At 73.1% G+C, this 23,040-nt stretch carries 24 protein-coding genes; 16 read left to right on the forward strand and 8 right to left on the reverse strand.

The features are described from left to right. Positions 1-5: 5 nt before the first annotated feature. The 3 genes from ABT158_RS06920 (at position 6) to ABT158_RS06930 (ending at position 3,563) form a co-directional block, all read left to right on the forward strand. The gene (locus ABT158_RS06920) at positions 6-1,202 is read left to right on the forward strand and encodes an FAD-dependent oxidoreductase (protein ID WP_352351728.1); all 1,197 of its coding nucleotides are present in this window, start codon (positions 6-8) and stop codon (positions 1,200-1,202) included. Positions 1,203-1,270: 68 nt separating this feature from the next. Beyond that, positions 1,271-2,608 (forward strand): class II 3-deoxy-7-phosphoheptulonate synthase, encoded by a 1,338-nt coding sequence (locus ABT158_RS06925; protein WP_352351730.1) that lies wholly within the window; start codon positions 1,271-1,273, stop codon positions 2,606-2,608. Positions 2,609-2,795: 187 nt separating this feature from the next. Further along, a complete protein-coding gene (locus tag ABT158_RS06930; RefSeq protein WP_352351732.1) occupies positions 2,796-3,563 on the forward strand; it encodes an SAM-dependent methyltransferase in 768 nt (255 codons plus the stop codon). A gap of 85 nt (positions 3,564-3,648) precedes the next feature. Here the strand turns inward: ABT158_RS06930 and ABT158_RS06935 are convergent, their stop codons facing one another. Then, positions 3,649-4,500, reverse strand: coding sequence for a LysR family transcriptional regulator (locus tag ABT158_RS06935; RefSeq protein ID WP_352351734.1), 852 nt, complete (start codon positions 4,498-4,500; stop codon positions 3,649-3,651). A gap of 26 nt (positions 4,501-4,526) precedes the next feature. Between ABT158_RS06935 and ABT158_RS06940 the strand changes: the two genes are divergently transcribed. After that, positions 4,527-5,969, forward strand: a complete 1,443-nt coding sequence (locus ABT158_RS06940; protein WP_352351736.1) for an MFS transporter — start codon at positions 4,527-4,529, stop codon at positions 5,967-5,969. On the opposite strand, the gene ABT158_RS06945 is transcribed toward ABT158_RS06940, so the two are convergent. Next, on the reverse strand, positions 5,935-6,309 hold the full coding sequence (locus ABT158_RS06945) for a thioredoxin family protein (RefSeq protein WP_352351738.1): 375 nt from the start codon (positions 6,307-6,309) through the stop codon (positions 5,935-5,937). The genes ABT158_RS06940 and ABT158_RS06945 overlap by 35 nt on opposite strands. Before the next feature lie 150 nt (positions 6,310-6,459). After that, entirely contained in the window at positions 6,460-8,157 is a 1,698-nt protein-coding gene (locus ABT158_RS06950; RefSeq protein ID WP_352351740.1) for an ExeM/NucH family extracellular endonuclease, read from the reverse strand. Positions 8,158-8,263: 106 nt separating this feature from the next. Between ABT158_RS06950 and ABT158_RS06955 the strand changes: the two genes are divergently transcribed. The 3 genes from ABT158_RS06955 to ABT158_RS06965 all read left to right on the forward strand — a co-directional run bounded on the left by ABT158_RS06955 (position 8,264) and on the right by ABT158_RS06965 (position 11,364). Continuing rightward, on the forward strand, positions 8,264-9,634 hold the full coding sequence (locus ABT158_RS06955) for a pentapeptide repeat-containing protein (protein WP_352351742.1): 1,371 nt from the start codon (positions 8,264-8,266) through the stop codon (positions 9,632-9,634). A 76-nt stretch (positions 9,635-9,710) separates the two neighbouring features. Then, complete coding sequence (locus ABT158_RS06960; protein ID WP_352351744.1) at positions 9,711-10,853, forward strand: hypothetical protein; 1,143 nt, start codon at positions 9,711-9,713, stop codon at positions 10,851-10,853. A 289-nt stretch (positions 10,854-11,142) separates the two neighbouring features. After that, positions 11,143-11,364, forward strand: a complete 222-nt coding sequence (locus ABT158_RS06965) for a BP74-related protein (protein WP_352351746.1) — start codon at positions 11,143-11,145, stop codon at positions 11,362-11,364. A 9-nt stretch (positions 11,365-11,373) separates the two neighbouring features. Here the strand turns inward: ABT158_RS06965 and ABT158_RS06970 are convergent, their stop codons facing one another. From ABT158_RS06970 to ABT158_RS06980, 3 genes are read right to left on the reverse strand one after another with little or no spacing between them, the layout of a single operon-like run. Next, entirely contained in the window at positions 11,374-11,805 is a 432-nt protein-coding gene (locus tag ABT158_RS06970; RefSeq protein ID WP_352351748.1) for an SRPBCC family protein, read from the reverse strand. Continuing rightward, positions 11,798-12,124 carry an ArsR/SmtB family transcription factor gene (locus ABT158_RS06975; RefSeq protein WP_352351750.1) on the reverse strand — a complete coding sequence of 109 codons (327 nt, stop codon included), beginning with the start codon at positions 12,122-12,124 and terminating at the stop codon, positions 11,798-11,800. Before ABT158_RS06975 ends, ABT158_RS06970 begins: the two co-directional genes overlap by 8 nt. Next, positions 12,121-12,474 carry a VOC family protein gene (locus tag ABT158_RS06980; protein ID WP_352351752.1) on the reverse strand — a complete coding sequence of 118 codons (354 nt, stop codon included), beginning with the start codon at positions 12,472-12,474 and terminating at the stop codon, positions 12,121-12,123. The genes ABT158_RS06975 and ABT158_RS06980 overlap by 4 nt, the downstream gene beginning before the upstream one ends. A 104-nt stretch (positions 12,475-12,578) precedes the next feature. On the opposite strand from ABT158_RS06980, the gene ABT158_RS06985 reads away from it, so the two are divergent. Further along, entirely contained in the window at positions 12,579-13,262 is a 684-nt protein-coding gene (locus ABT158_RS06985; protein ID WP_352351753.1) for a permease prefix domain 1-containing protein, read from the forward strand. Here the strand turns inward: ABT158_RS06985 and ABT158_RS06990 are convergent. Then, on the reverse strand, positions 13,254-13,613 hold the full coding sequence (locus tag ABT158_RS06990) for a helix-turn-helix transcriptional regulator (RefSeq protein ID WP_352351754.1): 360 nt from the start codon (positions 13,611-13,613) through the stop codon (positions 13,254-13,256). The two genes, ABT158_RS06985 and ABT158_RS06990, sit on opposite strands and share 9 nt — an antisense overlap. A gap of 89 nt (positions 13,614-13,702) precedes the next feature. Between ABT158_RS06990 and ABT158_RS06995 the strand changes: the two genes are divergently transcribed. The 8 genes from ABT158_RS06995 (at position 13,703) to ABT158_RS07030 (ending at position 21,699) form a co-directional block, all read left to right on the forward strand. Then, positions 13,703-14,866, forward strand: a complete 1,164-nt coding sequence (locus ABT158_RS06995; RefSeq protein WP_352351756.1) for a cytochrome ubiquinol oxidase subunit I — start codon at positions 13,703-13,705, stop codon at positions 14,864-14,866. A gap of 11 nt (positions 14,867-14,877) precedes the next feature. Continuing rightward, positions 14,878-15,642 carry a cytochrome d ubiquinol oxidase subunit II gene (locus ABT158_RS07000; RefSeq protein ID WP_352351758.1) on the forward strand — a complete coding sequence of 255 codons (765 nt, stop codon included), beginning with the start codon at positions 14,878-14,880 and terminating at the stop codon, positions 15,640-15,642. Positions 15,643-15,673: 31 nt separating this feature from the next. Continuing rightward, positions 15,674-17,377, forward strand: coding sequence for a thiol reductant ABC exporter subunit CydD (gene cydD / locus ABT158_RS07005; protein WP_352351760.1), 1,704 nt, complete (start codon positions 15,674-15,676; stop codon positions 17,375-17,377). Continuing rightward, positions 17,374-19,053 (forward strand): thiol reductant ABC exporter subunit CydC, encoded by a 1,680-nt coding sequence (cydC, locus tag ABT158_RS07010; protein WP_352351762.1) that lies wholly within the window; start codon positions 17,374-17,376, stop codon positions 19,051-19,053. The genes cydD and cydC overlap by 4 nt, the downstream gene beginning before the upstream one ends. Positions 19,054-19,135: 82 nt before the next feature. Beyond that, positions 19,136-19,756: a hypothetical protein gene (locus tag ABT158_RS07015; RefSeq protein WP_352351764.1), complete on the forward strand. Its 621-nt coding sequence runs from the start codon at positions 19,136-19,138 to the stop codon at positions 19,754-19,756. Further along, the gene (locus tag ABT158_RS07020; protein WP_352328377.1) at positions 19,753-20,076 is read left to right on the forward strand and encodes a winged helix-turn-helix domain-containing protein; all 324 of its coding nucleotides are present in this window, start codon (positions 19,753-19,755) and stop codon (positions 20,074-20,076) included. The genes ABT158_RS07015 and ABT158_RS07020 overlap by 4 nt, the downstream gene beginning before the upstream one ends. Beyond that, positions 20,073-20,966, forward strand: coding sequence for an ABC transporter ATP-binding protein (locus ABT158_RS07025; protein WP_352351766.1), 894 nt, complete (start codon positions 20,073-20,075; stop codon positions 20,964-20,966). Before ABT158_RS07020 ends, ABT158_RS07025 begins: the two co-directional genes overlap by 4 nt. Further along, positions 20,959-21,699 (forward strand): ABC transporter permease, encoded by a 741-nt coding sequence (locus ABT158_RS07030; protein WP_352351768.1) that lies wholly within the window; start codon positions 20,959-20,961, stop codon positions 21,697-21,699. Before ABT158_RS07025 ends, ABT158_RS07030 begins: the two co-directional genes overlap by 8 nt. Before the next feature lie 71 nt (positions 21,700-21,770). Here ABT158_RS07030 and ABT158_RS07035 read toward each other — a convergent pair whose 3' ends face one another. After that, on the reverse strand, positions 21,771-22,904 hold the full coding sequence (locus ABT158_RS07035; RefSeq protein ID WP_352351770.1) for a S1C family serine protease: 1,134 nt from the start codon (positions 22,902-22,904) through the stop codon (positions 21,771-21,773). Positions 22,905-23,040: the final 136 nt, after the last annotated feature.

Raw genomic sequence — 23,040 nt, forward strand, 5'->3', positions numbered from 1 at the left:
GAATTATGACATGTGTGATAGCCGGAGGCGGTCCCGCCGGGGCCGTGCTCGGACTGCTGCTGGCCAGGGCCGGCGTCGAGGTCACGCTGCTGGAGAAGCACGCCGACTTCCTGCGTGACTTCCGCGGCGACACGATCCACCCCTCCACCCTGCGCGTGCTGGCCGAGCTCGGCCTGGCGGAGGACTTCCTGAAGCTGCCCCACCGCAAGGCCCACGAGCTGCGGCTGGTGACCGACACCGGCGACATCACGCTCGCCAGCCTGCGCGGCCTGCCGGGCGGCTACGACTACATCGCGTTCGTGCCCCAGTGGGACTTCCTCAAGCTGGTCACCACGGCCGCGAGCGCGTACCCGAACTTCCGGCTGCTGATGAACGCCGAGGCCCACGACCTGATCCGCGAGGGCGGGGCGGTGCGCGGGGTGCGCTACCGCGACCCGTCCGGCGAGCACGAGCTGCGGGCCGAGCTGACCGTGGCGGCCGACGGGCGGCACTCGGCGCTGCGCGCCCGCGCCGGCCTGGTCCCCCAGGACCTGCACGCGCCGATGGACGTGGTCTGGTTCCGCCTGCCCCGGCACGACGACGACCCCGACGACACGTTCCTGCGCATCTCCAGCGGCCACATGATGGTCGCCATCAACCGGGAGACCTACTGGCAGCTCGCCTACCTGATCCCCAAGGGCGGCTTCGGGCGGCTGACCGAGCAGGGCATCGACGCCCTCAGGCGGCCGGTGGCCACGCTGCTGCCCTACCTGGCCGGCCGGGTCGGGCAGATCGAGGGCTTCGACGACGTCAGCGTGCTCACGGTCGCGCTCAACCGGCTGCGCCGCTGGCACCGCCCGGGGTTCCTGTGCATCGGGGACGCCGCGCACGCCATGTCGCCGGTGTTCGGGGTGGGCATCAACCTGGCCGTCCAGGACGCGGTGGCCGCCGCCAACCTGCTGGCCGCGCCGCTCGCCGCGGGCCTGCCGGTCCCGGAGTCTGTCCTGCACCGGCTGCAGCGGCGGCGCATGCTGCCCACGCGGGTCACCCAGGCGGCCCAGCGGCTGGTGCAGAACCAGGTGATCACGCCGGCGCTGGGGCGGCGGTTCGACGCGTCCAGGATGCCGCGCGACCTCACCAGGATTCCGCTGTTCAACCGGCTGCCGCGGCGTTTCATCGGCCTCGGGGTGCTGCCTGAGCATGTGAAGTCTCCCGAAAGCTGATAAATGCATTCTCACAACGTGGACAAGAGGGTCGGTGGGGCCGGGTCAGTGGAATACCCTCGTATCTCGTGAGCAGCAATCTCGTGGATCTCGATTCCTGGCGAGCCCTCCCCGCGGCCCAGCAGCCCGACTGGCCCGATCGCGGTGAGCTCGACAAGGTCGTCGCCGAGCTCGGCGGCCTGCCCCCGCTCGTCTTCGCCGGCGAGTGCGACCAGCTCAAGAGGCAGCTGGCGGCCGTCTCGCGCGGAGAGGCGTTCGTCCTGCAGGGCGGCGACTGCGCCGAGACCTTCTCCGGCGCGACCGCCGACAACGTGCGCAACAAGCTCAAGACGTTGCTGCAGATGGCGATCGTGCTGACCTACGCGGCGAAGGTGCCGGTCGTGAAGATCGGCCGGGTGGCGGGCCAGTTCGCCAAGCCGCGGTCGAAGGGCACCGAGATCCGCGACGGCGTGGAGCTGCCGGCCTACCGGGGCGACATGGTCAACGGGTTCGAGTTCACCCCCGAGTCGCGCGAGCCCGACCCGTGGCGGCTGCTCAAGGCGTACCACTCCTCGGCGGTCACGCTCAACCTGGCGCGCGCCTTCACCAAGGGCGGCTACGCCGACCTGCGCCAGGTGCACGCCTGGAACCAGGACTTCGTGGCCGAGTCGCCCGCCGGGCGCCGCTACGAGCAGCTGGCCCGCGAGATCGACCAGGCGCTGGCCTTCATGCGGGCCTGCGGGGCCGAGCCCGAGGAGTTCCACACCGTCGAGTTCTACTCCTCCCACGAGGCGCTCATCCTCGACTACGACCGGGCGCTCACCCGCATCGACTCGCGCACCGGCCTGCCCTACGACGTCTCGGCGCACATGGTCTGGATCGGCGAGCGCACCCGTCAGCTCGACGGCGCGCACGTCGACTTCTTCGCCGGCATCCGCAACCCGATCGGCGTCAAGCTCGGGCCGACGACCTCGCCGGAGGAGGCGCTCGCGCTGATCGAGAAGCTCAACCCGGACAACGAGCCCGGCCGGCTCACGTTCATCACCCGGATGGGCGCGTCCAAGATCCGTGAGCACCTGCCCACCCTGGTCAAGGAGGTCACGGCCGCCGGCGCCCAGGTGGCCTGGATCTGCGACCCGATGCACGGCAACACCTTCGAGGCGCCCAGCGGTCACAAGACGCGCCACTTCGACGACGTGCTCGACGAGGTGGCCGGGTTCTTCGAGGTCCACCGCGCGCTCGGCACCCACCCGGGCGGCATCCACATCGAGTTCACCGGCGACGACGTCACCGAGTGCGTGGGCGGCGGCCACGAGATCGTCGAGGGCGACCTCGGCACCCGCTACGAGACGGCCTGCGACCCGCGGCTCAACCGCGGCCAGTCGCTCGACCTCGCCTTCCGCGTGGCCGAGCTGTACCGGGGCTGAGCTCCACCAGGATTGAGCTCCACCGGGGCTGGGCCGTACCGCTGAGGGCGGTGTCCTCCCCGGGTGAGCCGGTTCCGCGCGGCGCGTGTTCGTGACGTGCGCCGCGCGGACAACCGAACCGAATTCCAGTGCGGGCGGGGTCGGCGAGGCTATGATCACCCGAAGGACCGAAATTTCGGGAGAAATCGTGGACAGTGCCCCCGAGGGGGTCGACCCCAACGTCCCCAACGTCGCACGGATGTACGACTACTTCCTCGACGGCAAGGACAACTTCGCGGCCGACCGCGCCGCGGCCGAGCAGATCCTCAAGGTGTTCCCCAACACCAAGGAGGCCGCCCGCGCCAACCGGGCGTTCCTGCAGCGGGCCGTGCGGCATCTGGTGGACTCGGGCGTACGGCAGATCGTCGACCTCGGCGCCGGGCTGCCGACCCAGGGCAACACGCACGAGATCGCGCCCGAGGCCCGCGTGGTCTACGTCGACTACGACTCGGTGGTGTGCGTCCACGGCCGGGCGCTGCTGGCCCGTACGGACAACGTCGACATCCTGCAGGCCGACATCCGCGAGGTGGACGCCCTGCTGGACAAGCTGGGCGCGCTGATCGACTTCGACCAGCCGGTGGCCTTCCTCATGCTGGCGATCCTGCACTTCATCCCCGACGAGCAGGCCCACCCGATCGTGGCCCGGCTGCGCGAGGTCAGCGCCCCCGGCAGCCACCTGGTGATCAGCCACGCCATCGACGCCAGGCCCGACACCACCCCGCAGGCGCTGGAGGTCTACAACCAGGCCACGGCCGCGCTGAGCCTGCGGACCGACAAGGAGATTTTGGCCTTCTTCGAGGGCTACGAGCTGGCCGACCCCGGCCTGGTCTTCCCCCAGGACTGGCGTCCCGCCGAGCCGCCCGCCCTGACGAACGGCACCGACGTCGGCTACGTCGGCGTCGCCCGCAAGCCCTGACGGACGGCCGGACCGCGGCCCCCGGTCCGGGCCGCGGGAAGGTCCAGGGGAAAGGCCGCGGGGAGGTCCGCGGTGAGGGGCCTTGTCAGGGCAGGGCCGCCAGGAGCTGCCGCACCCGGGCCGTCGGCGGCCCGGCCGGCACGGCGAGCCAGGTGCGCACCTCGGGCTCGTCCAGGCCGGCGTAGGCCACGCCGCGGATCGGCGGCAGCTCGTCGAGGACCGGGTAGAACAGCGTCCACGACGGCGGGCCCGAGGCCAGGTCGATGAGCGTGTCGTTCAGGCCGGTGAAGGCCGGGCCGCGCGGCGGGTCCACGCCCGCCCGCGCCAGGGCCCCGGTGACCAGGTCGTGGAAGGGCGGGTTGCGCTCGCGGGGGGCCAGCCGTACGGGCAGGTCGCCCAGCTGGGCGAGGCTGAGCGTGCCGGAGCCGGCCAGCGGATGGGCGGCGGGCAGCGCCACGACCAGCGGCTCGGTCCAGGCGGGGAAGAACTCCAGGCCGGGCGCGGCGTCCACGAGACGCACCAGGGCGGCGTCCAGGTCGCCGGAGCGCACCCCCGCCAGCCGCTCGGCCAGCCCCTGTTTGGCGAGCCGGACCCGCAGGCCGGGGTCGAGCCGGTCGAGCATCGGGTACAGGCGGGCGCCGGGCGCGGCGGACACGCCGAGCCGCAGGGTGGTCTCGGCCAGGTGGCCGGTGACCGCCCGGCGGGCCCGTCCGGCCGCGGCGAGCACCTCGCGGGCCTCGGGCAGCAGCCGCTCCCCCGCCTCGGTCAGCCGTACGTGCCGGGTCGACCGGTCGAACAGGCGGGCGCCCAGCTCGCGTTCCAGCCTGCTCACCTGCTGGCTGACCGCGGGCTGCACGATGTGCAGCCGCTCGGCGGCCCGGCCGAAGCCGCCCTCGTCGGCGACGGCGACGAAGTAGGCGAGCTGCCGCAGCTCCACTGTGCCTCCATTCATCATGATCGGTGATGACTGTCCAGGAGAACGTCTCCTGGTTCGCCCGCTCTTCCCGCGATGGACTGACCCGCATGAACGGGAGTGGATCGATCGGGATCAGGCTGGGCGCGCTCTTCGGCCCGGCCGTGTTCGGCGTCACGGCGGCCGGGGTCGCCCTGCCGGACGTCGCCGCCGCACTGGGGGCGCGTCCTGGCGCGGTGGTGTGGGTGCTGACCGCGCACGCGCTGGCGCTGGGCGTCGGGACGGCGCTGTTCGGGCGCCTGTCGGACGCGTGGGGGGTGCGCCGCGCGCTGCTGCTCGGCTCGGCGGTGCTGGCATCGGGGGCGCTGGCCTGCCTGGTGGCGCCGTCGCTGGTGGCGCTCGTGGCGGCGCGGGCAGTGCTGGCGGCCGGGTCGGGCGCGCTGTCGGCGGTCGCGCTGAACCTGGCGGCGACGGCCGAGCCGGAGCGGCGTCAGGCGGTGCTGGCCTGGTTCGGCAGCGCGATGGCGGTGTTCTCGGCGGGCGCGACGCTGGCCGGCGGGCTGGTCACCCAGGCGCTGTCGTGGCGGCTCACGCTCGCGCTGCCCGCGCTGGCGCTGGTGGCGGTGCCGTTCTGCCTGCCGGTGGCGCGGCGGGCGGGGTCGGGCGGCCGGGTGGACGTCGTGGGCGCGGGGCTGCTGGCGGCGGGCGTGTCGGCGTTCCTCGTGCTGGTCCAGGCGGCCAATCTGGGGCTGACCTGGCCGGTCGCGGCGCTGGCCGGGGTGGTGGCGGTGCTCGCGGGGGCCGCGCTGGTCCGGCGTACCCGTACGGTGGCGGGCGGGTTCGTCCCGCGTGACCTGCCGGCCGACCGCGTCTTCCGCCGGGCCGCGCTGATCGGCGTCGGCGTGTACGGCGGCCTGTTCGCCACCATGTGGGCCGCCCCGCAACTCCTGGCCGGGGTGCACGGGTGGAGCGTGCCGGCGATCGGCGCCTGGCTGCTGCCGGGCGCGCTGGTGGGCGTGGTGCTGGCCAGGATCGCGGGCACCCGGTCGTGGCTGCTGCCCGCGGTGGCCGCGGCGTTCGCGCTCTGCCTGGTCGCGGCGGGGCTCGCCGGGGCGCTCACCGGCGGGCCGGGTGGGCACGGCGGGCCGGCGGGGTGGGCCGCGGTGCTGCTGGTGGTGGCCGCCTCGCTCGGGTTCCCGGCGTTCTCGCTGGCGCAGGTGGTGATCACGGCCCGGATGTCGGCGAGCTTCCCGGTGGAGCGGCGCGGCGGCGCGATGGGCCTGCTGAACCTGACGTTCTTCGTCGGCGGCGGGATCGGGCTGGGCGTGGCGGGCGCGTTGTCACGCCTGGCCGGGCTGCCCAGCACGCTCGTGGTGATCGCGGTGTTCCCGCTGGCCGCCGCCTTCGCGCGGGCCGGGCGACGCGAGGGCCCCGCCGCGCCGGCGGGGCCTGCCGGGGTCAGTTCTGCTCGGCGTTCTTCAGCTCCTCGCTGAGCTCGGCCCGGATCGCGTCCATGTCGAGGGCGCGGACCTGGCGGATGAGGTCCTCCAGGGCCGGGGCCGGGATCGCGCCGGCCTGGGCGAAGACCACGATGCCGTCGCGGATCGCCATCAGCGTGGGGATCGAGGTGATGTCGAAGCCCTGGGCGAGCGCCTGCTCGGCGTCGGTGTCGATCTTGCCGAAGGTGATGTCGTCGTGCTTGTCGGAGGCCGCTTCGAAGATCGGCCCGAACTTCTTGCACGGCGGGCACCACGTCGCCCAGAAGTCGAGCAGCACGATGCCCTTGTCGGCGATGTCGTTGAAGTTCTTCTCTGTTACTTCGATGGTCGCCACAAGTGGCTCCTCGCTCTTCGGTGAAATTGCAACCGTGTCAACCACGTACCCCCCACCAGCATTCCATGCCCTGGGGGCCCGCAACCCCGCTGCGGCGGGCGTTCCGGAACGCCGGAAGGCGCGGCCCGCGGGCCGCGCCTTCCGCACGGGTCAGTGGCCGCCGGGCAGGGTCAGCCCGATCACCAGGGGGTCGTGGTCGGAGGAGCGGTAGGCGTCCGGCTGGTAGAGGCCGGGCGGGTTGAACTCGGTGTTGTAGTCGCGGATGCGCGGCTCGTCGGAGTTGATGTGCCAGATCGTGGTGCTGGTCACCCGCTTGAGCAGCTGCTTGCCGGCGAAGGCGTGGTCGAGCTCGCCGGCCAGGCCGTCGAACAGGTAGCTGTAGCGCTGCGCCGGCGGCACGAACCGCTTGGTGAGGCTGGTCAGGCCGCCGGCCTCCAGCGTGTCGATTGGGTCCTCCTCGCCGTAGGCGTTGAGGTCGCCGAGCACGAGCGGGTTGGGCAGGTCCTGGTCGCCGATGATGCCGAGCAGCGCCTGCGCCTGCTTGACGCGGGTGGGGTTCCAGCAGCTCTGGCCGTCGCCCTGGTCGGCGTCGGGGCCGTCGGCCGGGCAGCTGCCCTTCGACTTGAGGTGGTTGACGATCATGGTGAACGGCTGGCCGCCGCCCTTCCTGCGGAAGGTCTGGATCAGCGGCGGACGGCTGAAGACCGGGTCCTGGGATGCCTTGGTCTCGCCGACCGGGGTGAGCTTGCCCGGCTTGTAGATCAGCCCGACCTGGATGAGGTCCGTGCCGGGGTAGGGGTGGCTGAGGGCCGCGTACGTGCCGGCGCCGACCTCGGCGTTGACGGCGTCCACGAGCGCCTGCAGCGCGGTCTGGCCGTTGTTCTCGACCTCCATGAGGGCGACCGCGTCGGCGTCCAGGCCCTTCAGCGCGGCCACCAGCTTGGCGAGCTGCCGCTGCTGCTCGCCGGCGTTGCTCGCGCCGCGCGAGCCGATGGTGGTGAACCAGTTGAGGGTGTTGAACGAGGCCACCGTCACGTTGCCCGCCACCGGGAAGGGGCGCGGCGTGCGCGGGTTGGCGTCCAGGTAGGCGATCGGCTGGGTGGGCTGGAGGCGGTACTCGCCGAAGCCGTACCCGAGCACGCCGGTGACGCCGGCGGCCACGGCGCCCGCCCGCGTGACGGGCGGCAGCGTCGCCGGGTTCTCCCGGTTGGAGCCGTCGTCGATGAGCAGCGAGCGGCGCGTGTCGCCGGCGGGGTCCACGCCGGGCCGGTCGGTGGGCTGGTACAGCCGGCCGTGCGCCGACACCGTGACCTCGCCGAAGCGGCCCAGGTTGTAGTTGTCGTCCACGGTGAGCGGCTGCGGGAAGGTGAGCAGCATGTTCTCGACGGCCTCCAGGCCGTCCGCGGCCGGGGGCAGCGTGTACGGCTGCGCCGCCACGCTCCCGGTGCCGCAGACGTCCACGGCGGTGACCGGGGACAGCTCGGTCCAGCCGTTGAACTCGGTGGCCTTGCCGGTGACCAGGACGCGGTCGCCGGTCTTGACGTCCTTGAAGGACTCTCGGGCGAAGACGAACAGGCCCTCGGAGGTCCTGGGGTCGGCGTCCGGCCGCGGGTCCTGGAGGAAGAAGCCGCTGAGCTGGTCGGTCCGCTGGAAGTCGCCGGTCACGATGCCTTCGACCCGTACGGTCCGGCCGGTCAGGGGGCCGGTGTCGCCGCTGCCCTGCACCTCGGCGACGCGGCGGTCGGCCGGGGTGTCACAGGGCGCCGCCGCCGTGTCGGCGAGGGCCGGGGTGGCGGTCAGGGCGCCCGCCACGAGGGCAGCGAGTGCTGCTCGGGATAAAACGCGCATGACCGGCACTTTAGAGGGATTATTGCCCGCATATTTCCACACAAAAGTGGATAGAACATTAAATCATCGAACCTTGACATTGGCGGCACGCGGGTATGACCAGTGCATGGACTGGGTCACCTGCGCGTTTTCTGCTGCCTGCCCCGGAATCGCCCAACAGCCGTCCGGCCTGTGCCTGGCGCATCTGCCGGCCGAGGACCTGCCCGCCGTCCTCGCCCGGTTGTCCCCCGGCAGGCTGCTCGACCTCCGCGGCACCACCGTCAACGGCGACCTGCTGTCGCGGGTCCTGGAGGCGACGAGTCGCAGACCGGGCCGCGCCCGGCTCGACCGGGCCAGGTTCACCGGCGACGTCAGGCTGTCGGGCGTGACGTTCGCCGGGGACGTGTCGCTCGACGGAGCCAGGTTCGAGCGGCTCGCCTCCTTCTTCGGGGCCCGCTTCGAGGGGAACGTGTCGCTGGCGGCGGCCAGGTTCACGCGCGAGCTGTCCTTCCACGGCGTACGCGTCCGGGGGCACGTCTCGCTGGACCGGGCCGTGATGTCCCGCGACGCGCTGTTCGGCCAGGCCGTCTTCGAGCACGGGCTCTCCTGCGAGGGCGCCCGGTTCGACGGGTACGCCACCTTCGACGACGCCCGCCTTGGCACCGGCGCCACGTTCCGCGGCGCCAGGTTCGGCCGGACCCTCTCCTTCCGCAAGGTGCGCGGGCAGGCGGGGTTCGACTACGCCCACTTCGCCGGGGACGCCTACCTGTCGGCCTCCGGCCGGCTCTCGGCCGCGCGCGCCCGCGCCGACGGCCTGCTCGACGTGACGGTCGCGCGCTGCGGGGTGGACCTGCGGCGGGTCGAGGTCTTCGGCGCCGCCACCGTGCGGCTGACCGACTCCAGCGCCGACCTGGAGGGCGCCGTGCTGCACGGGCCCGCCTCGGTGACCGGCAAGGGCCTGTCGATGCTGACCTCGCTGCGCCAGGTGGACGCCGCCAGCCTCACGCTGACCGGCCTCGACCTGTCGGGCTGCGGCTTCGCCGGGCTCACGCACCCGGCCGGGGTGCGGGTCAGGAACTGCACGTTCGCGCTCACGCCGCGCGGCGTGCGGGTCAGCCTGCGCCGTCCGATGCTGCGCTGGATCTCGCGGCGCAGCGCGCTGGCCGACGAGCACGCCCTGCGCGGCTGGGACGCCTCCGGCGGCTCGCCCACCACCCCCGACCTGCTGGCCGCCCTCTACGCCGAGCTGCGCGGCCGGATCGAGGACCGCGACACCTCGGCGGACTTCGCCTTCGCCGCCATGGAGATGCGCCGCCGGGCCGGTGAGCACTGGTGGCTGTCGCTGTCGTGGCTGCTGTGGGGGTACGGCATGCGGCTCGGACGCGCGGTGGCCTGGTGCACGCTGCTCGCGGCGCTGACGGCGGCGGCGGTGTTGTGGAGCTCCACCTCGCACGCGGCCCGCCAGGCGGTCCACCACAACCCGGTGCTGCATCAGTAGCCGGGCCGTCCGCCACCGGCAGGCTGGCCGAAAATGCGGTGGCAGGCGGCGGACCGGGCTCGCTAGGGTCGCGCCGGTGAGTACCGATCCGCTGCCGCTGCTCTGGTTGACGGGCCCCACGGGCGCCGGGAAGTCCTCAGCCGGGTGGGAGATCTTCGACCGGCTGGGCCGCAGCGGCGTCAAGACGGCGTTCCTCGACGCCGACCAGATCGCCCTGTGCCATCCGGCGCCGGAGGGCGGCACGCATCGCCTGCGGGCGCGCAACCTGGCGGCCCTGTGGCCCGGGTTCCGGAGCGCCGGGATGCGCTGCCTGGTGCTGGCCGGGTTCGTGGACACGCCCGAGGAGGTCGGCGAGTACACCGCGCTGCTGCCGGGCGCGGCGTTCACGGTGTGCCGGTTGCGGGTGCCCCACGCGGAGCTGCGGGAGCGGTTCCTGGGGCGGGGCTGGCGTCCCGACCTGGTGGAGGCGGCCGTGGCCGAGGCGGTCGAGCAGGACCGCAGCCGGTACGCCGACCTGTGCGTGGACACCGGCGGCCGGACGGTGGCCGAGACGGCCCGGCTGGTGCTCGACCGGCTGGGCGGCTGGCCGCCGCCCGTCCCCGCCCCCGGGCCGGCGCCCGCCCTGACTGATCCGGGCGGGGGTGCCGGTTCCGGCGTGCCGGTTCCGCTGGTGTGGTTCTCGGGGGCGACGGCGGCCGGGAAGTCGACGGTCGGCTACGAGGTCTTCGGCCGCGTCCACCGGTCGGGCGTACGGGCCGCCTACGTCGATCTGCGGCAGGTCGCCGCGCTGCGCCCGTCCACCGAGGAGGAGGGCCGCCGGCTCAGGGCACGCGGCCTGGCCGCGCTGTGGGACGGGTACCGGGCGGCCGGGGCCGGATGCCTGATCGTCTCCGGCGGGGCGGACTCCGACGAGACCGTCCGCGCCTGCACCGGACTGCTTCCCGGGCTGTCCCCGACCGTGTTCCGGCTGCACGCCTCCCCCGCCACGCTGCTGGAACGCGTGCTGCTGCGCGGCCGGGGAGGCGGCCCGGCGACGCCCGGCGACGAGCTGCGGGGGCTCGGCCGCGACACGCTCCGGGCCGTGGCCGGACGGGCGGCGCGGGAGGCCGCCGCCCTCGACCGGGCGGGGGCGGGCGACGTGCGCCTGGACACCGACGGCCGGTCGCCGCAGGAGCTGGCCGCGCAGGTCATGGCCCACCTCCGGCTTGCGCCGTCATAGTGACTTTGCGCATTCACTCGATTACTTTGAGTGACGGGTCGCAGAGTGCGGCCGACAGTTTCGGAGGTGTCCCCCATGCCCCGCATCGTCACCAAGATCAGTGCTGTGCTGGCGTCCGTCGTCCTGCTCGGCGCGGCGGGAGCCGTCCCGGCCCAGGCGGCCGGAGAGGCGTACTTCGAGTTCACCGACACCGACGGCCGGTCCCGGTTCGTCATGCAGCTCACCGACCCCGGCTCCATCCGGCACGCCCGCGACCTGCTGGCCGGCGCCACCGACGATGCGGCCGCACGTGCACGGCCGCATCGTCAAGCGGTCCGTCGCCTACAACGCCCGGTGGAGCTACCACCTGCAGCCCGAGACGATCAATTTCTTCGACGTGGCCATCGAGGTCTGCGACGCGAGCATGACCTACGTGGAGGACCACCTCGACGAGGCGGGCGGCGCGTTCCTGCCGGGCGGCCACTGGTGCCCGTGGAGCTCGCGCCTGACCCGCGAGCTGCCGCCCATGTAGGAGCCCGGCTCAGAGGGTGGCGGCCAGGTCTTCGATGACGGTGAAGTGCCGGGGCCAGCCGCCGCCCATGATCCGGCGGGAGAGCTGCTGGGTCGGGTCGTCGGGGTCGAAGCCCTCGTGGTCGAGGAACAGCCGGGTGCCCCGGCCCTCCGGCACCAGCCGCCAGGTGACCGTCCAGTCGGCCTGCTTGCGGTCGCTCCAGCTGATCCGCAGCAGCTTCTCCGCCTCGAACTCCAGCACCTGGCAGTGGACCGTCCCGTCGAACCCCACCGCCTTCCTGGGCTGGGTGGTGAAGGTGAACCGGTGGCCCACCTCCAGCCGGAAGTCGTTGGGCATCAGCCAGCGGGCCATCAGCTCGGGGTCGGTCAGCGCCCGCCACACCTTGGCCGGCGGGTGCTTGAGGAACTCGTCCAGCCTGATCGCGGTCCGGTCCTCAGCCATCGTCTTCCTCCATCTCGTCGAGCAGCGCGGACAGGCCGGTCAGCTTCTCGCGCCAGAACCTCTCGTACGGGGTGAGCCAGTCCCGGATCTCCATGAGCGGCTCGGCCTCCAGCTGGTAGTGCCGTTCGCGCCCTTTGCGGGCCTCGGCCACGAGCCCGGCGTCCTTGAGCACCTTGAGATGCTCCGAGACGCTGGGCCGGCTCATGTCGAAGCGCTCGGCCAGCCGTCCGGCGGGCTGGGGGCCCTCCTGGAGCAGCAGGCGCAGCAGTTCGCGCCGGGCCGGGCTGGCCAGCGCGGTGAAGACGTGGTCGGCGGTCATGCCTGGCTGACCACGAACCCGTTGCCGAACGGGTCCTGGAAGAGGAGCTGGCGTCCCCACGCCTGCTCGCTCGGCCCCTCGAAGGCGACGTCGTCCGCGGCGAGCCGGGCGGCCAGGGCGTCGAGGTCGGGCGCGGCCACCACGAGCCCGCCGACGGGGGCCAGGTCGGGGAACCAGGAGGCCAGCAGGAGCGCGGTCGCCGCCCCCTTGGGGGCGACGGTGAGCCAGCGGCCCATGGGGAACGGGTTGTCGGTGCGCACCTCGAAATCGAGCACGCCGGTGTAGAAGTCGAGCGCCCGCGCCTGGTCGGCGACGGGCACGGTGACGGTGAGGATCCCGGAAATCAGCATGTCGGACACTATACGTAGGATTTTTCCGACATATCAAGTCGCGGCGTGAAAAATCGGGGACTTCCCTGATAGGCCATCGGCGGCTCACTCCGTAAACTGGGATCATGCGGATCGACGACTACGTGGCCGACCTCGATCGCGCGCTCTCCGGCCCGACCGGCGCGAAGCGCGACCTGGTCGTCGAGGCCCGCGACAGCCTGTCCGACACCGCCGACGCCCTGGAGGCCGACGGCCTCGATCGCGCCGAGGCCGAGCGGCTGGCGGTCGCGGAGTTCGGCCCGGTCACCGAGATCGCCCCCGGCTACCAGAGCGAGCTGACCGCCGTGGCCGGGCGGCGGCTGGGCCTGCTGCTGTTCATCAGCGTGCCGCTGACCGCCCTCATGTGGTCGATGGTGTGGCGTACCTACCCCGCCGACCCGGCGCTGTGGGTGGGCCGTCCGGCCTGGTACCACCTGATCTCGAAGCTGCTCGACATCTGCCAGCTCGCCACCGGCCTGTACGGCGGCCTCGCCCTGCTGGCGCTGGGCCGGGGCGCGCGCTGGATCCGCCGTCCGCACCTGGTGACCAGGTCGCTGGGCATCGTCGTGTGGGGCATGCTGCCGCTCGGTGGCGCCATGAGCCTCGTGCTGTCCTACAGCCCGCCCGGTCCGGGCTCGATGACCGGCTACCTGCCCGCGTTCCTGGCGAACCTGGTCACGACCGCGTTCTGGGGCCTGCAGATCTACGGCGCGACGCGCTGCCTGCGGGTCAGCCGCAACCGCCGGCCCGCCGCGGCCCCGTCAGCCTGAGGCCCGCGCCTCGACCCCGGCGTCGGCCCGGGTGTCGGCCTGGAGCACGCCGCCGATCACGCTGGTGAACTCCCGCCAGGCCGACCGCTCCCCTTCGAGCTGCTTCCTGCCCGGGTCGGTCAGCCGGTACGTGCGCCGCTTGCGCCCGCCCACCGTGGCCCACTCGCTGGCCAGGTGGCCGACCCGCTCCAGCCGCCGCAGCGCCGGATAGACGGTGCCGGTGGGCACGCTCAGCGCACCCCCGCTGCGCTCCTGGAGCGCCTCGATGATCGCGTAGCCGTGCAGCGGCTCCCGCTCCAGCACCGAGAGCAGCAACGCGTCCATGTGCCCGCGCAGCGCGTCTGGATTCATGCTCCTGATCCTAGACAACCGTTCGCCATGTAGCCAGTCTACATGTAGGCTGCCTATATGTAGGTAGGCACAACAACGGAGTCGATCGAATGGACGTACTCGAACTCGCCCGCACGCAGTTCGCCGTGACGGGAAGCCTGCACTTCCTGTTCGTCGTGCTCACGCTCGGGCTGGCGCCGGTCGTGGCGCTCATGCACACCCGCCACGTGCTCTCCGGCAGCGCGCTGCACGGCGGCATGACGCGGTTCTGGGGGCAGATCTACGTCATCAACTACGCCCTGGGCATCGTCACCGGCCTGGTGATGGAGTTCCAGTTCGGGCTGTCGTGGAGCGGGCTGTCCCACTACGCCGGAGACGTGTTCGGCGCGCCGCTGGCCATGGAGACGCTGGTGGCCTTCTTCCTGGAGTCCACGTTCCTGGGGCTGTGGATCTTCGGGTGGGGGCGGCTGCCCAAGTGGCTGCACCTGGCCTGCATCTGGCTGGTGACGCTGACCGCGTACGCCAGCGCGTTCTTCATCATGGTCGCCAACTCCTTCCTGCAGAACCCGGCCGGTTCGGTGGTCAGGAACGGCCGGCTGGAGCTGGTCGACTTCGGCGCCCTGCTCACCAACAAGACGCTGGTCTTCTCCTTCCCCCACGTCATCGGCGCGGGGCTGCTGACCGGCGGCCTGGTGCTGGCCGGGGCCAGCGCGTACCAGCTGCGGCGGCGCACCCGCGAGACGCTGTTCTTCACCAAGTCGCTGCGCACGGGGGTCGGCGTGGCGGCGGTCGGCGCCTTTCTGGCCCTGGGCTTCGGGTACGCGCAGTTCGGCGGCGTCCAGGAGGGCAAGTTCGACGGCGGCGCGGGCGTGCCGCTCGCGCTCATGATCGAGATCGGCCAGCTCCTGGCGTTCGTGCTGCTGTTCCTGCTCCTGCCGCTCATCTACTGGCTGCCGCGCTGGCGGTGGACGCACCCCGTGCTGATCGTGATGACCCCGGTGCCGTTCGCGCTGGCGATCCTGGGCTGGATGGCCAGGGAGATCGGCCGCCAGCCGTGGATGGTCTGGCACAAGCTGACCGTGGCCGACGCCCTGACGCCTGGCCTGACCTCGGGCATGGTCACGGCCTCGCTGATCGGGTTCGCCGGCGTGCTGGGGCTGCTGGCGGTCGTCGACTACGTCCTCATCGCCCGGGTCGTCCGGCGCGGCCCGCGCGACCTCGACCTCGGGGCCGTCCCGGCCGGCGCCGAGCCCGCCCCCGCGATGAGCTACTAGGAGTTGCTGACATGGAAGTGATCTGGTTCCTGTTCTTCGCGGTGCTGCTGGCCGGGTACTTCGCCCTGGAGGGCTTCGACCTCGGCGTCGGCCTGCTGCTGCCGGTGCTGGGCAGGACGCGCGGCAACCGCGACCGCATGGTGGCCGCGATGGCGCCGTTCGTGCTGGCCAACGAGGTGTGGCTGGTGGCGGTGGCCGGGACGCTGTTCGGGGTGTACCCGCGCCTGGAGGGCGAGGTGCTGTTCGGGCTCTACCCGCTGGTGGTGGCCATGCTGCTGAGCTGGATCGTGCGCGACGCCGGGCTGTGGTTCCGGCGGCGGCTGGACGGCGCGCGGTGGCGCGGCTTCTGGGACGCGATGATCGCGTTCGGGTCGCTGGGGTTGTCGTTCGGGTGGGGCATGGCGCTGCACGCCGCCGCGACCGGGTTCTCCTCCTCGCCGGTCAATCCGGTCGGGGTGCTGCTGGGCGTGCTGGTGACCCTGCTGTTCGCCTTCCACGGATGGACGTTCCTGGCCTGGCGGGAGCCGGGCAGGTTCGGGGCCGTGCGGTCGGGGCGGGCGCTGCTGCTGTCCGGGCTGGTGTCCGCGCTGCCCGCGATCGGCCTGCTGGCGGGGGCGATGCCGTACTTGCTGGAGCACAGCGCGCCGGCGGCTACGTTGAATGTGCTCAGTGTCATGGCGTTGCCGTTCGCGCCGATCATGCTGGGCGCGCAAGTATGGGTATGGCGGACTTTCCGGCCAGGTAAGGGCGCCGTCCCGCTCCCCTCGTTCTTCTGAAGGCCACGTGCATAAGGATCTTCTTCGGCTCATGCGGGCCGAGCGCTCGGTGCGCCGCCACCTGACCGTCACCATGGTCGCGGCCGTGCTCGCCGGGCTGCTCGTGCTCGCCCAGGCCGAGCTGCTGGCCGGCGTGCTGTCGGGCCGGTTCACCGCCGCCGCGCTGGGGGCGCTGGCCGCCGTCGTGGGCGTGCGGGCGCTGCTGGCCTGGACGCAGGGCGTCTTCGCCGGGCGCACCGCGACGGGCGTGAAGTCCGCGCTGCGCCACCGGCTGCTGGCCCGCCTGGGCGAGCTGGGCCCGTCCAGGCTGACCGGTCACCGGTCGGGCGAGCTGGTCACGCTGACCGGCCGCGGCCTGGACGGCCTCGACGCCTACCTGACCGGCTACCTGCCCTCGATCGCGGTGGCGGCCGTGGTGCCGGTGGCCGTGCTGGTCCGGCTGTTCACCGCCGACCTGGGCAGCGCGGTGATCGTCCTGGTGACGCTGCCGCTGATCCCCGTCTTCGGCGCGCTGGTCGGCATGACGACCAAGGCGGTCACCGAGCGGCAGTTCCACGCCCTGTCGCGGCTCGGCGGGCACTTCCTCGACGTGGTGCGCGGGCTGCCGACGCTGCGCGCCTTCGGGCGGGCCCGCTACCAGGCCACGGTCATCCGGCAGGTCGCCGACGCCCACCGCAGCGCGACCATGCGCACCTTGCGGGTGGCGTTCCTGTCGTCGCTGGTGCTGGAGCTGTGCGCGTCGCTGTCGCTGGCGCTGGTGGCGGTGCCGATCGGGCTGCGGCTGCTCGGCGGCTCGCTGGACCTGACGACGGCGCTGCTGGTGCTGCTGCTGGCGCCGGAGGCGTACCTGCCGCTGCGGGCCATGGGGACCCGGTTCCACGCCTCCATGGAGGGGGTGGCCGCCGCCGACGCGGCCTTCGCCGTCCTGGACGAGGCCGCCGGCGACCCGTCCGGCCCCGCCCGCCCGTACGACGGGCACGGCGCGCCGGAGATCCGCCTGGAGAACGTGACCGTCCGCTACCCCGGCAGGGACGAGCCCGCCCTGGAGAACGTGACGCTCACCATCGCGCCCGGCGAGCGGGTGGCGCTGGTCGGCGAGAGCGGCGGCGGCAAGAGCACCCTCCTCCACCTGGTCCTGGGCTTCCTGCGCCCGTCCGAGGGACGCGTCCTGGTCGACGGGGCCGACCTGCGGGAGCTGGACCTGGACAGCTGGCGGGCGGCCCTGGCGTACGTGCCGCAGCGGCCCCACCTGTTCACCACCTCCGTGGCCGACAACATCCGGCTGGGCGCGCCCGGCGCCACCCTGGAGGAGGTCCGGCGGGCGGCCGCCGCCGCGCACGCCGACTTCGTGGACGGCCTGCCCCAGGGTTTCGACACCGTGGTCGGCGAGCGCGGCGCGAACCTGTCGGCCGGCCAGCGGCAGCGCGTGGCGCTGGCCCGGGGCTTCTGCCGCCCGGACGCCACGGCGCTGCTGCTCGACGAGCCCACCGCCCGACTCGACGGCCGCAGCGAGGCCGCCGTCGTGGCCGCCACCGCGCGGCTGGCGCAGGGGCGCACCGCCGTCATCGTCGCCCACCGGCCCGCGATGATCGACCTCGCCGACCGGATCGTGCGGGTGCACGAGGGCCGCGTCGTCTCCGACACCACCCGCGACCGGCCGCCGGCCCACCCGGACGGCGACGGTCACCGGGAGCCGCAGAGCGCGGTCTCCCTTCCCGAGGGGAGCGCGCGATGAACCGGCGCATGGGCACCCGGCTGGCCTGGGCCGTGCTGGCCGGGGCGGCCGCCGACCTGGCCGGGCTGGGGCTGATCGCGGCCGCCGCCTGGCTGATCACCAGGGCCGCGCAGCAGCCGTCCCTGGCCGCGCTGAGCGTGGCCATCGTGGCGACCAGGGCGTTCGCGACCGGCAAGGGCGTCTTCCGCTACGCCGAACGGCTCACCGGCCACGACGTGGCCCTGCGCGCCCAGGCCGGCACCCGCGAGCGGCTCTACCAGGCGCTCGTCCCGCCCCAGCGGCCCCGGCACGGCGGCGCCGACCTGCTCAGCCGCATGGTGGACGACACCGAGGCCGTCCAGGACCTGCTGGTCCGCGCGCTGCTCCCGGCCGCCGCCGCGCTGCTGACCGGGCTGGCCGCGGTCGCCATCGGGCTGTTCGTGCTGCCGCTGACCGCGCTGGTGCTGGTGGCCGGGCTCGTGCTGGCGGGCGTGCTGCTGCCCGCCGCGACCGCCGCCGCCGCGCGCCGCTGGTCGGCCCGGATCGCGCCGGCCAGGGCCGCGCTGGCGGCCCGCGTGGCCGACCTCGTGCACGGCTCGGCCGACCTGGCCGCCTACGGCGCGGGCGAGCGGGCCCTGTCCGGCGCGCTGGCCGCCGACGAGGCGCTGGCCGCGCTGGAGCGCCGCCAGTCGCGCGTGCACGCCGCCGCCCTGGCGGTCGGGACGCTGGCCCAGGGCCTGACGGTGGCGGCCATCGTGCTGCTCGCCCAGGGCGCGGGCGCCGGCTCCGTCGCCACGGCGGTGCTCGCGCTGACCGCGCTGGTGTCGTTCGAGCCGGTGCTGCCGCTGGCGGCGGCGGGCGAGCGCATGGCCGGGATCACCGCCGCGATCCGGCGGCTGCGCGAGGTCCGCGCCGCCGCGCCGGCCGTCACCGAGCCCGCCGCGCCCGCGCCCGTGCCGTCGGCTCCGCTGACGGTCGAGGTCGACGACCTGGTCGTCCGCCACCCCGACGCCGCGCGGCCCGCGCTCGACGGCGTCTCCCTGCGCCTGACCCCCGGCCGCCGGGTGGCGATCGTGGGCCCGAGCGGCGCGGGCAAGAGCACGCTGCTGGCCGCGCTGATGCGCCTGGTCGAGCCCGAGTCGGGCAGCGTGCGCGTCAACGGGACCGACCTGCGTGACCTGTCCGGCGACGACGTCCGCACGCTGATGACCGGCCTCACCCAGGACCCATACATCTTCCGCACCACCCTGCGCGACAACCTGCGCCTGGCCGGGCCGGACGCCGGCGACGAGCGGCTGGCGGCGGCCGTGCGGGAGGCCAGGCTCGGCCCGTGGGTCGAGCGCACCGGCTGGGACGCCGAGCTCGGCGAGGACGGCAGGACCGTCTCCGGCGGCCAGCTCCAGCGCCTGGCCCTGGCCAGGGCGCTGCTGTACGACCCGCCCGTGCTGCTGCTGGACGAGCCCGCCGAGGCGCTCGACGAGGAGACCGCCGACCGCCTGATGGCCGACCTGCTGGACGTCATCCGCGACCGCACCACCGTGCTGGTGACCCACCGGCTCAAGGGCCTGGAGTCGGTGGACGAGGTCGTGGTGCTCGACGAGGGCCGCGTCGTCCAGCGCGGACGGCACGACGAGCTGGTGGCGGCGCCCGGCTACTACCGCGACCTGTGGGAGTCCGAGGCGCTGACCGGGCGCTAGGCCGATCCTCTCGCCCGCACGTTGAGTTTGCGTCGCCATCAGGTTTATGATGCAAACCTGTTTGCGGGTAAGAGGAGTTGGCATGGTGGACGACGATCGGGCGCGTACCCCCGAGGAGACGCTGCGGCTGATCGAGCAGCAGCGCACCGCCACGGTCCGGCGCCTGCACGGCGACCCGGTGCTGCTGTACGTGCCCTGGGGCGTGGCCTGGCTGCTCGGCTTCACGGCGCTGTTCCTGCACTACGGCCTCGACGGCGTCCCCTACGCGCCGATCTCCCGGCCGCAGGCGCTCATGGTGCTGTTCGCGGGCATGTCGCTGGCCGGGGCCATCGCGATCTTCGGCATGGTGAAGATGGGGGCGCAGGTCCGCGGCGAGTCCTCGGCCAAGGGCATGATGTACGGCTACGCCTGGGCGGCCGGCCTGGTCTCCATGACGGTGCTCGCCATCCGCTTGAGCCCCCAGCTCCCGGCCACCGAGAGCGGCCTGCTGTGGGGCGGCGGGTTCATGATGCTCGTCGCGCTGCTGTACATGGCCGGCGGCGCGATCTGGACGTACTGGCCGATGTTCTTCGTCGGCGTGTGGGCGGCGGTGGTCAACGGCGTGGGCGTCATGCTCGGCGCCGGCTGGCACGCGCTGCTGACGGCCGTGCTGACCGGCGGCGGCTACATCGCGGCCGGCGTCGTGCTGCGGCGGCGGATGTGAGCCCCGACGGGGCCGTCCCCGAGCTCGACCCGGTGATCCACGCGCAGGCCAGGCTGCGGGTGGTCGCCACGCTCAACACCCTCGGCGGGCGCGACGAGATCGCCTTCCCCTCGCTGAAGGACCTGCTCGGGATGACGGCCGGCAACCTCTCGGTGCACCTGACCAAGCTGGAGGACGCCGGTTACGTCCGCATCACCAAGACCCACAAGGGCCGGACCCCCGTCACGTACGTGGCGCTCACCCAGCGCGGACGGCTGGCCTTCGAGGACTACACCAAGGCGATCCGCGCCTTGCTCGACAACGCTGGAGGAACCCCATGACGGCCCTCGCCAGAACGGTGGAGGTCACCCGCCGCTACGGGGACGTGCTCGCGCTCGACCGCGTCTCGCTCGACATCCGGGCAGGAGAGCTGGTCGGCCTGCTCGGCCCGAACGGCGCGGGCAAGTCCACCCTGATCAACCTGTTCGTCGGGCTGCGCCGCCCGACCTCCGGCACGGTCGAGCTGTTCGGCGGCTCGCCCCAGGATCCCGTCGTCCGCCGGGGCATCGGCGTCACCCCGCAGGAGACCGGCCTGCCCGAGTCGCTGCGGGTCGGCGAGATCACCGACTTCGTGCGCGCCCACTTCCCCGACGCGCTCGGCAGGGACGAACTGCTCGACCGCTTCGGCCTGAGCGACCTGGTCAAGCGGCAGGTGGGCGGGCTGTCCGGCGGGCAGAAGCGGCGCCTGGCCGTGGCGCTGGCCTTCGCCGGCCGCCCGCGCCTGGTGTTCCTGGACGAGCCGACGACCGGCCTCGACGTCGAGGCCAGGCGCACCCTCTGGGACGGCATCCAGGCCTTCCACGCCGAAGGCGGCACGGTCGTCCTGACCAGCCACTACCTGGAGGAGATCGAGGCGCTGGCCCAGCGCGTGGTCGTCGTCGGGCAGGGACGCGTCCTGGCCGACGACACCGTGCGGGCCGTGCGCGACATGGTGGGCGTGCGGCGCGTCTCGCTCGACGCCGGGGACCTGCCCGAGCTGCCCGGCGTGCTCAGCACCGAACGCCAGGACGGCCGCGTCAGCCTGCTGACCACCGATCCCGACCGGCTGGTGGTCGAGCTGGTGCGCAGCGGCATCCCGTTCTCGGGGCTGGAGGTCAGGCCGACCACGCTGGAGGAGGCCTTCCTCACCATCACCTCGACCTCGCCCCCCAAGGAGAGCGCGCATGTCTAGCCTGATCGTGGCCCACACCCGGCTGCAGCTCGTCGAGCAGTTCAGGGTGCCCATCGGGATCCTGGCCAGCTCCATGTTCCCGGCCATCTCGATGCTGGCGTTCGTGGTGCCGTTCGCGGGCGGCGATCCGGCGGCGGCGACGTCGGCGACGGGGGCGCTGATGTTCTTCGGCGCCATGTCCTCGGCGGTGATCGGGCTCAGCGCGTCGGTCTCGCAGGATCGCGAGCAGCCCTGGGACCCCTACACGCGCACGCTGCCCGCCGGGCCGTTCCCGCGCCTGGCCGGGCGGATGGTCTCGACGGTGGTCCTCATGCTGCTGTCGGTGGTGCCGGTGCTGGTGGTCGCGGCCCTGCTGACCGAGGCGGTCATCACGCCGGTCCGGCTGGCCCTGGGGCTGGCCGCGCTGGTCGGCGGAGGGGTGCCGTTCATGCTGATCGGCCTGTTCCTCGGCCTGACGCTGCCGTCGAAGGCGGCGCTCGCGGTGGCGCAGATCGTCTTCTTCCCCGTGGCGATCGTGGGCGGGCTGATCCTGCCGCCGCAGATCCTGCCGGACATCGTGGAGGCCGTCTCGCCGTACGTTCCGTCCAGGGGCGCGGCCGAGCTGATCTGGGCGGCCATCTCGGGGGCCCGCCCTGACGGCATCGCGCTGATCATGCTGGGCGTCTGGACGGTGGTCGCGGCGGCCGCCGCGACGTGGGCCTACCGCCGCGACGAGGGCCGGCGTTTCGCCTGAATGGGGGGGTGTGCCGCCGAGTCCGCAGCGATCTCAACGGCACACCCGTCTCCGGGAGGGGGTCCTGGTGTTTACTTCTTCTCTTGGAGGGTGACGGTGGCCTCCGCGGAGCGACCGTCCCTCATATATGTGATCTTGACCTGTTGGCCCGGTTTGAAACCTCTGACCTGTCCAACAACGGTATCGCCTGAGTCAACAGGTGTGTCCCCAATCTTGGTGATGAGGTCGCCCTCCTGCAGGCCGGCCTTGGCCGCCGGGCTTTCCGCGGTCACCTGCCGGACAAGCGCGCCGGGCACGTCGCCGGTGGCGTCGGTGACGCTCACGCCGAGGAAGGCGTGGCTGACCTTGCCGCTCTTGATGAGCTGCTCGGCGACCTGCTTGGCGGTGTTGACCGGGATCGCGAAGCCGACGCCGCCGCCGGCCGCGTCGGAGGCGATGGCGGTGTTGATGCCGACGAGCGCGCCCGCCGCGTTCACCAGCGCGCCGCCGGAGTTTCCGGGGTTGATCGCGGCGTCGGTCTGGATGACGTCGCCGATGGTGGTGCCCTCCACCGGGCTCTGCTGCTGCTCGCCGCCGAAACCGGGGGGCAGTTGCTGACGCTGCTCGCCGCCCAGCTTGAGCGTGCGGTTCAGGGCGCTGACGATGCCCCTGCTGACCGACCCGTCCAGGCCGAGGGGGCTGCCGATGGCCAGCACGTCGTCGCCGACCTTGAGCTGGTCGCTGTCGCCCAGCGTGGCCTTGGTCAGCCCCGAGACGTCCTCGGCCTTGATGACCGCGAGGTCGGTGGCCGGGTCGGTGCCCACGACCTTGGCCTTGGCCGTCTTCCCGTCGCTGAACTTGACCGTCATCTGACCCCCGCCCTGCGAGGCGCCGACGACCACGTGGTTGTTGGTGAGGATGAGGCCGTCCTCGGAGAGCACGACCCCCGACCCCTCGCCCGTCTGCCCCTGGATCATGACCACCGACGGCTGCACCCGCTCGGCCACCTCAGCGGTGGAGAGCTGGTTGGAGGCGGCCCTGAGCACCGGGCTCGGCGCGCTGACCACCTGCTGCGGCTCGGGCTGGAACGCGGTCGCGACGGCGGCTCCCACGACACCGCCGCCGATGGCCATCGCGGCCAGCGCGAGCCCGGCCACGGCCTTCTGCCCGGCGTTGAGCCGCGCCTTGACGGGGGTGGACGGCGGAGGAGGAGGCGGCTGCTCCATGACGATCGTGTCCCGCCGGGGGAAGCCCCCGGCGGGCGGGGGGGGGGGGGCCGAAGTGGGGCACCCCCCCGGGGCCGGCGGGCGCGGCGCGGTCGGGGTTATAATGGAGATACCCCAAATACACAGTAAACAAACT

Source organism: Nonomuraea sp. NPDC001636, from assembly GCF_040298265.1.
Taxonomy (GTDB): domain Bacteria; phylum Actinomycetota; class Actinomycetes; order Streptosporangiales; family Streptosporangiaceae; genus Nonomuraea.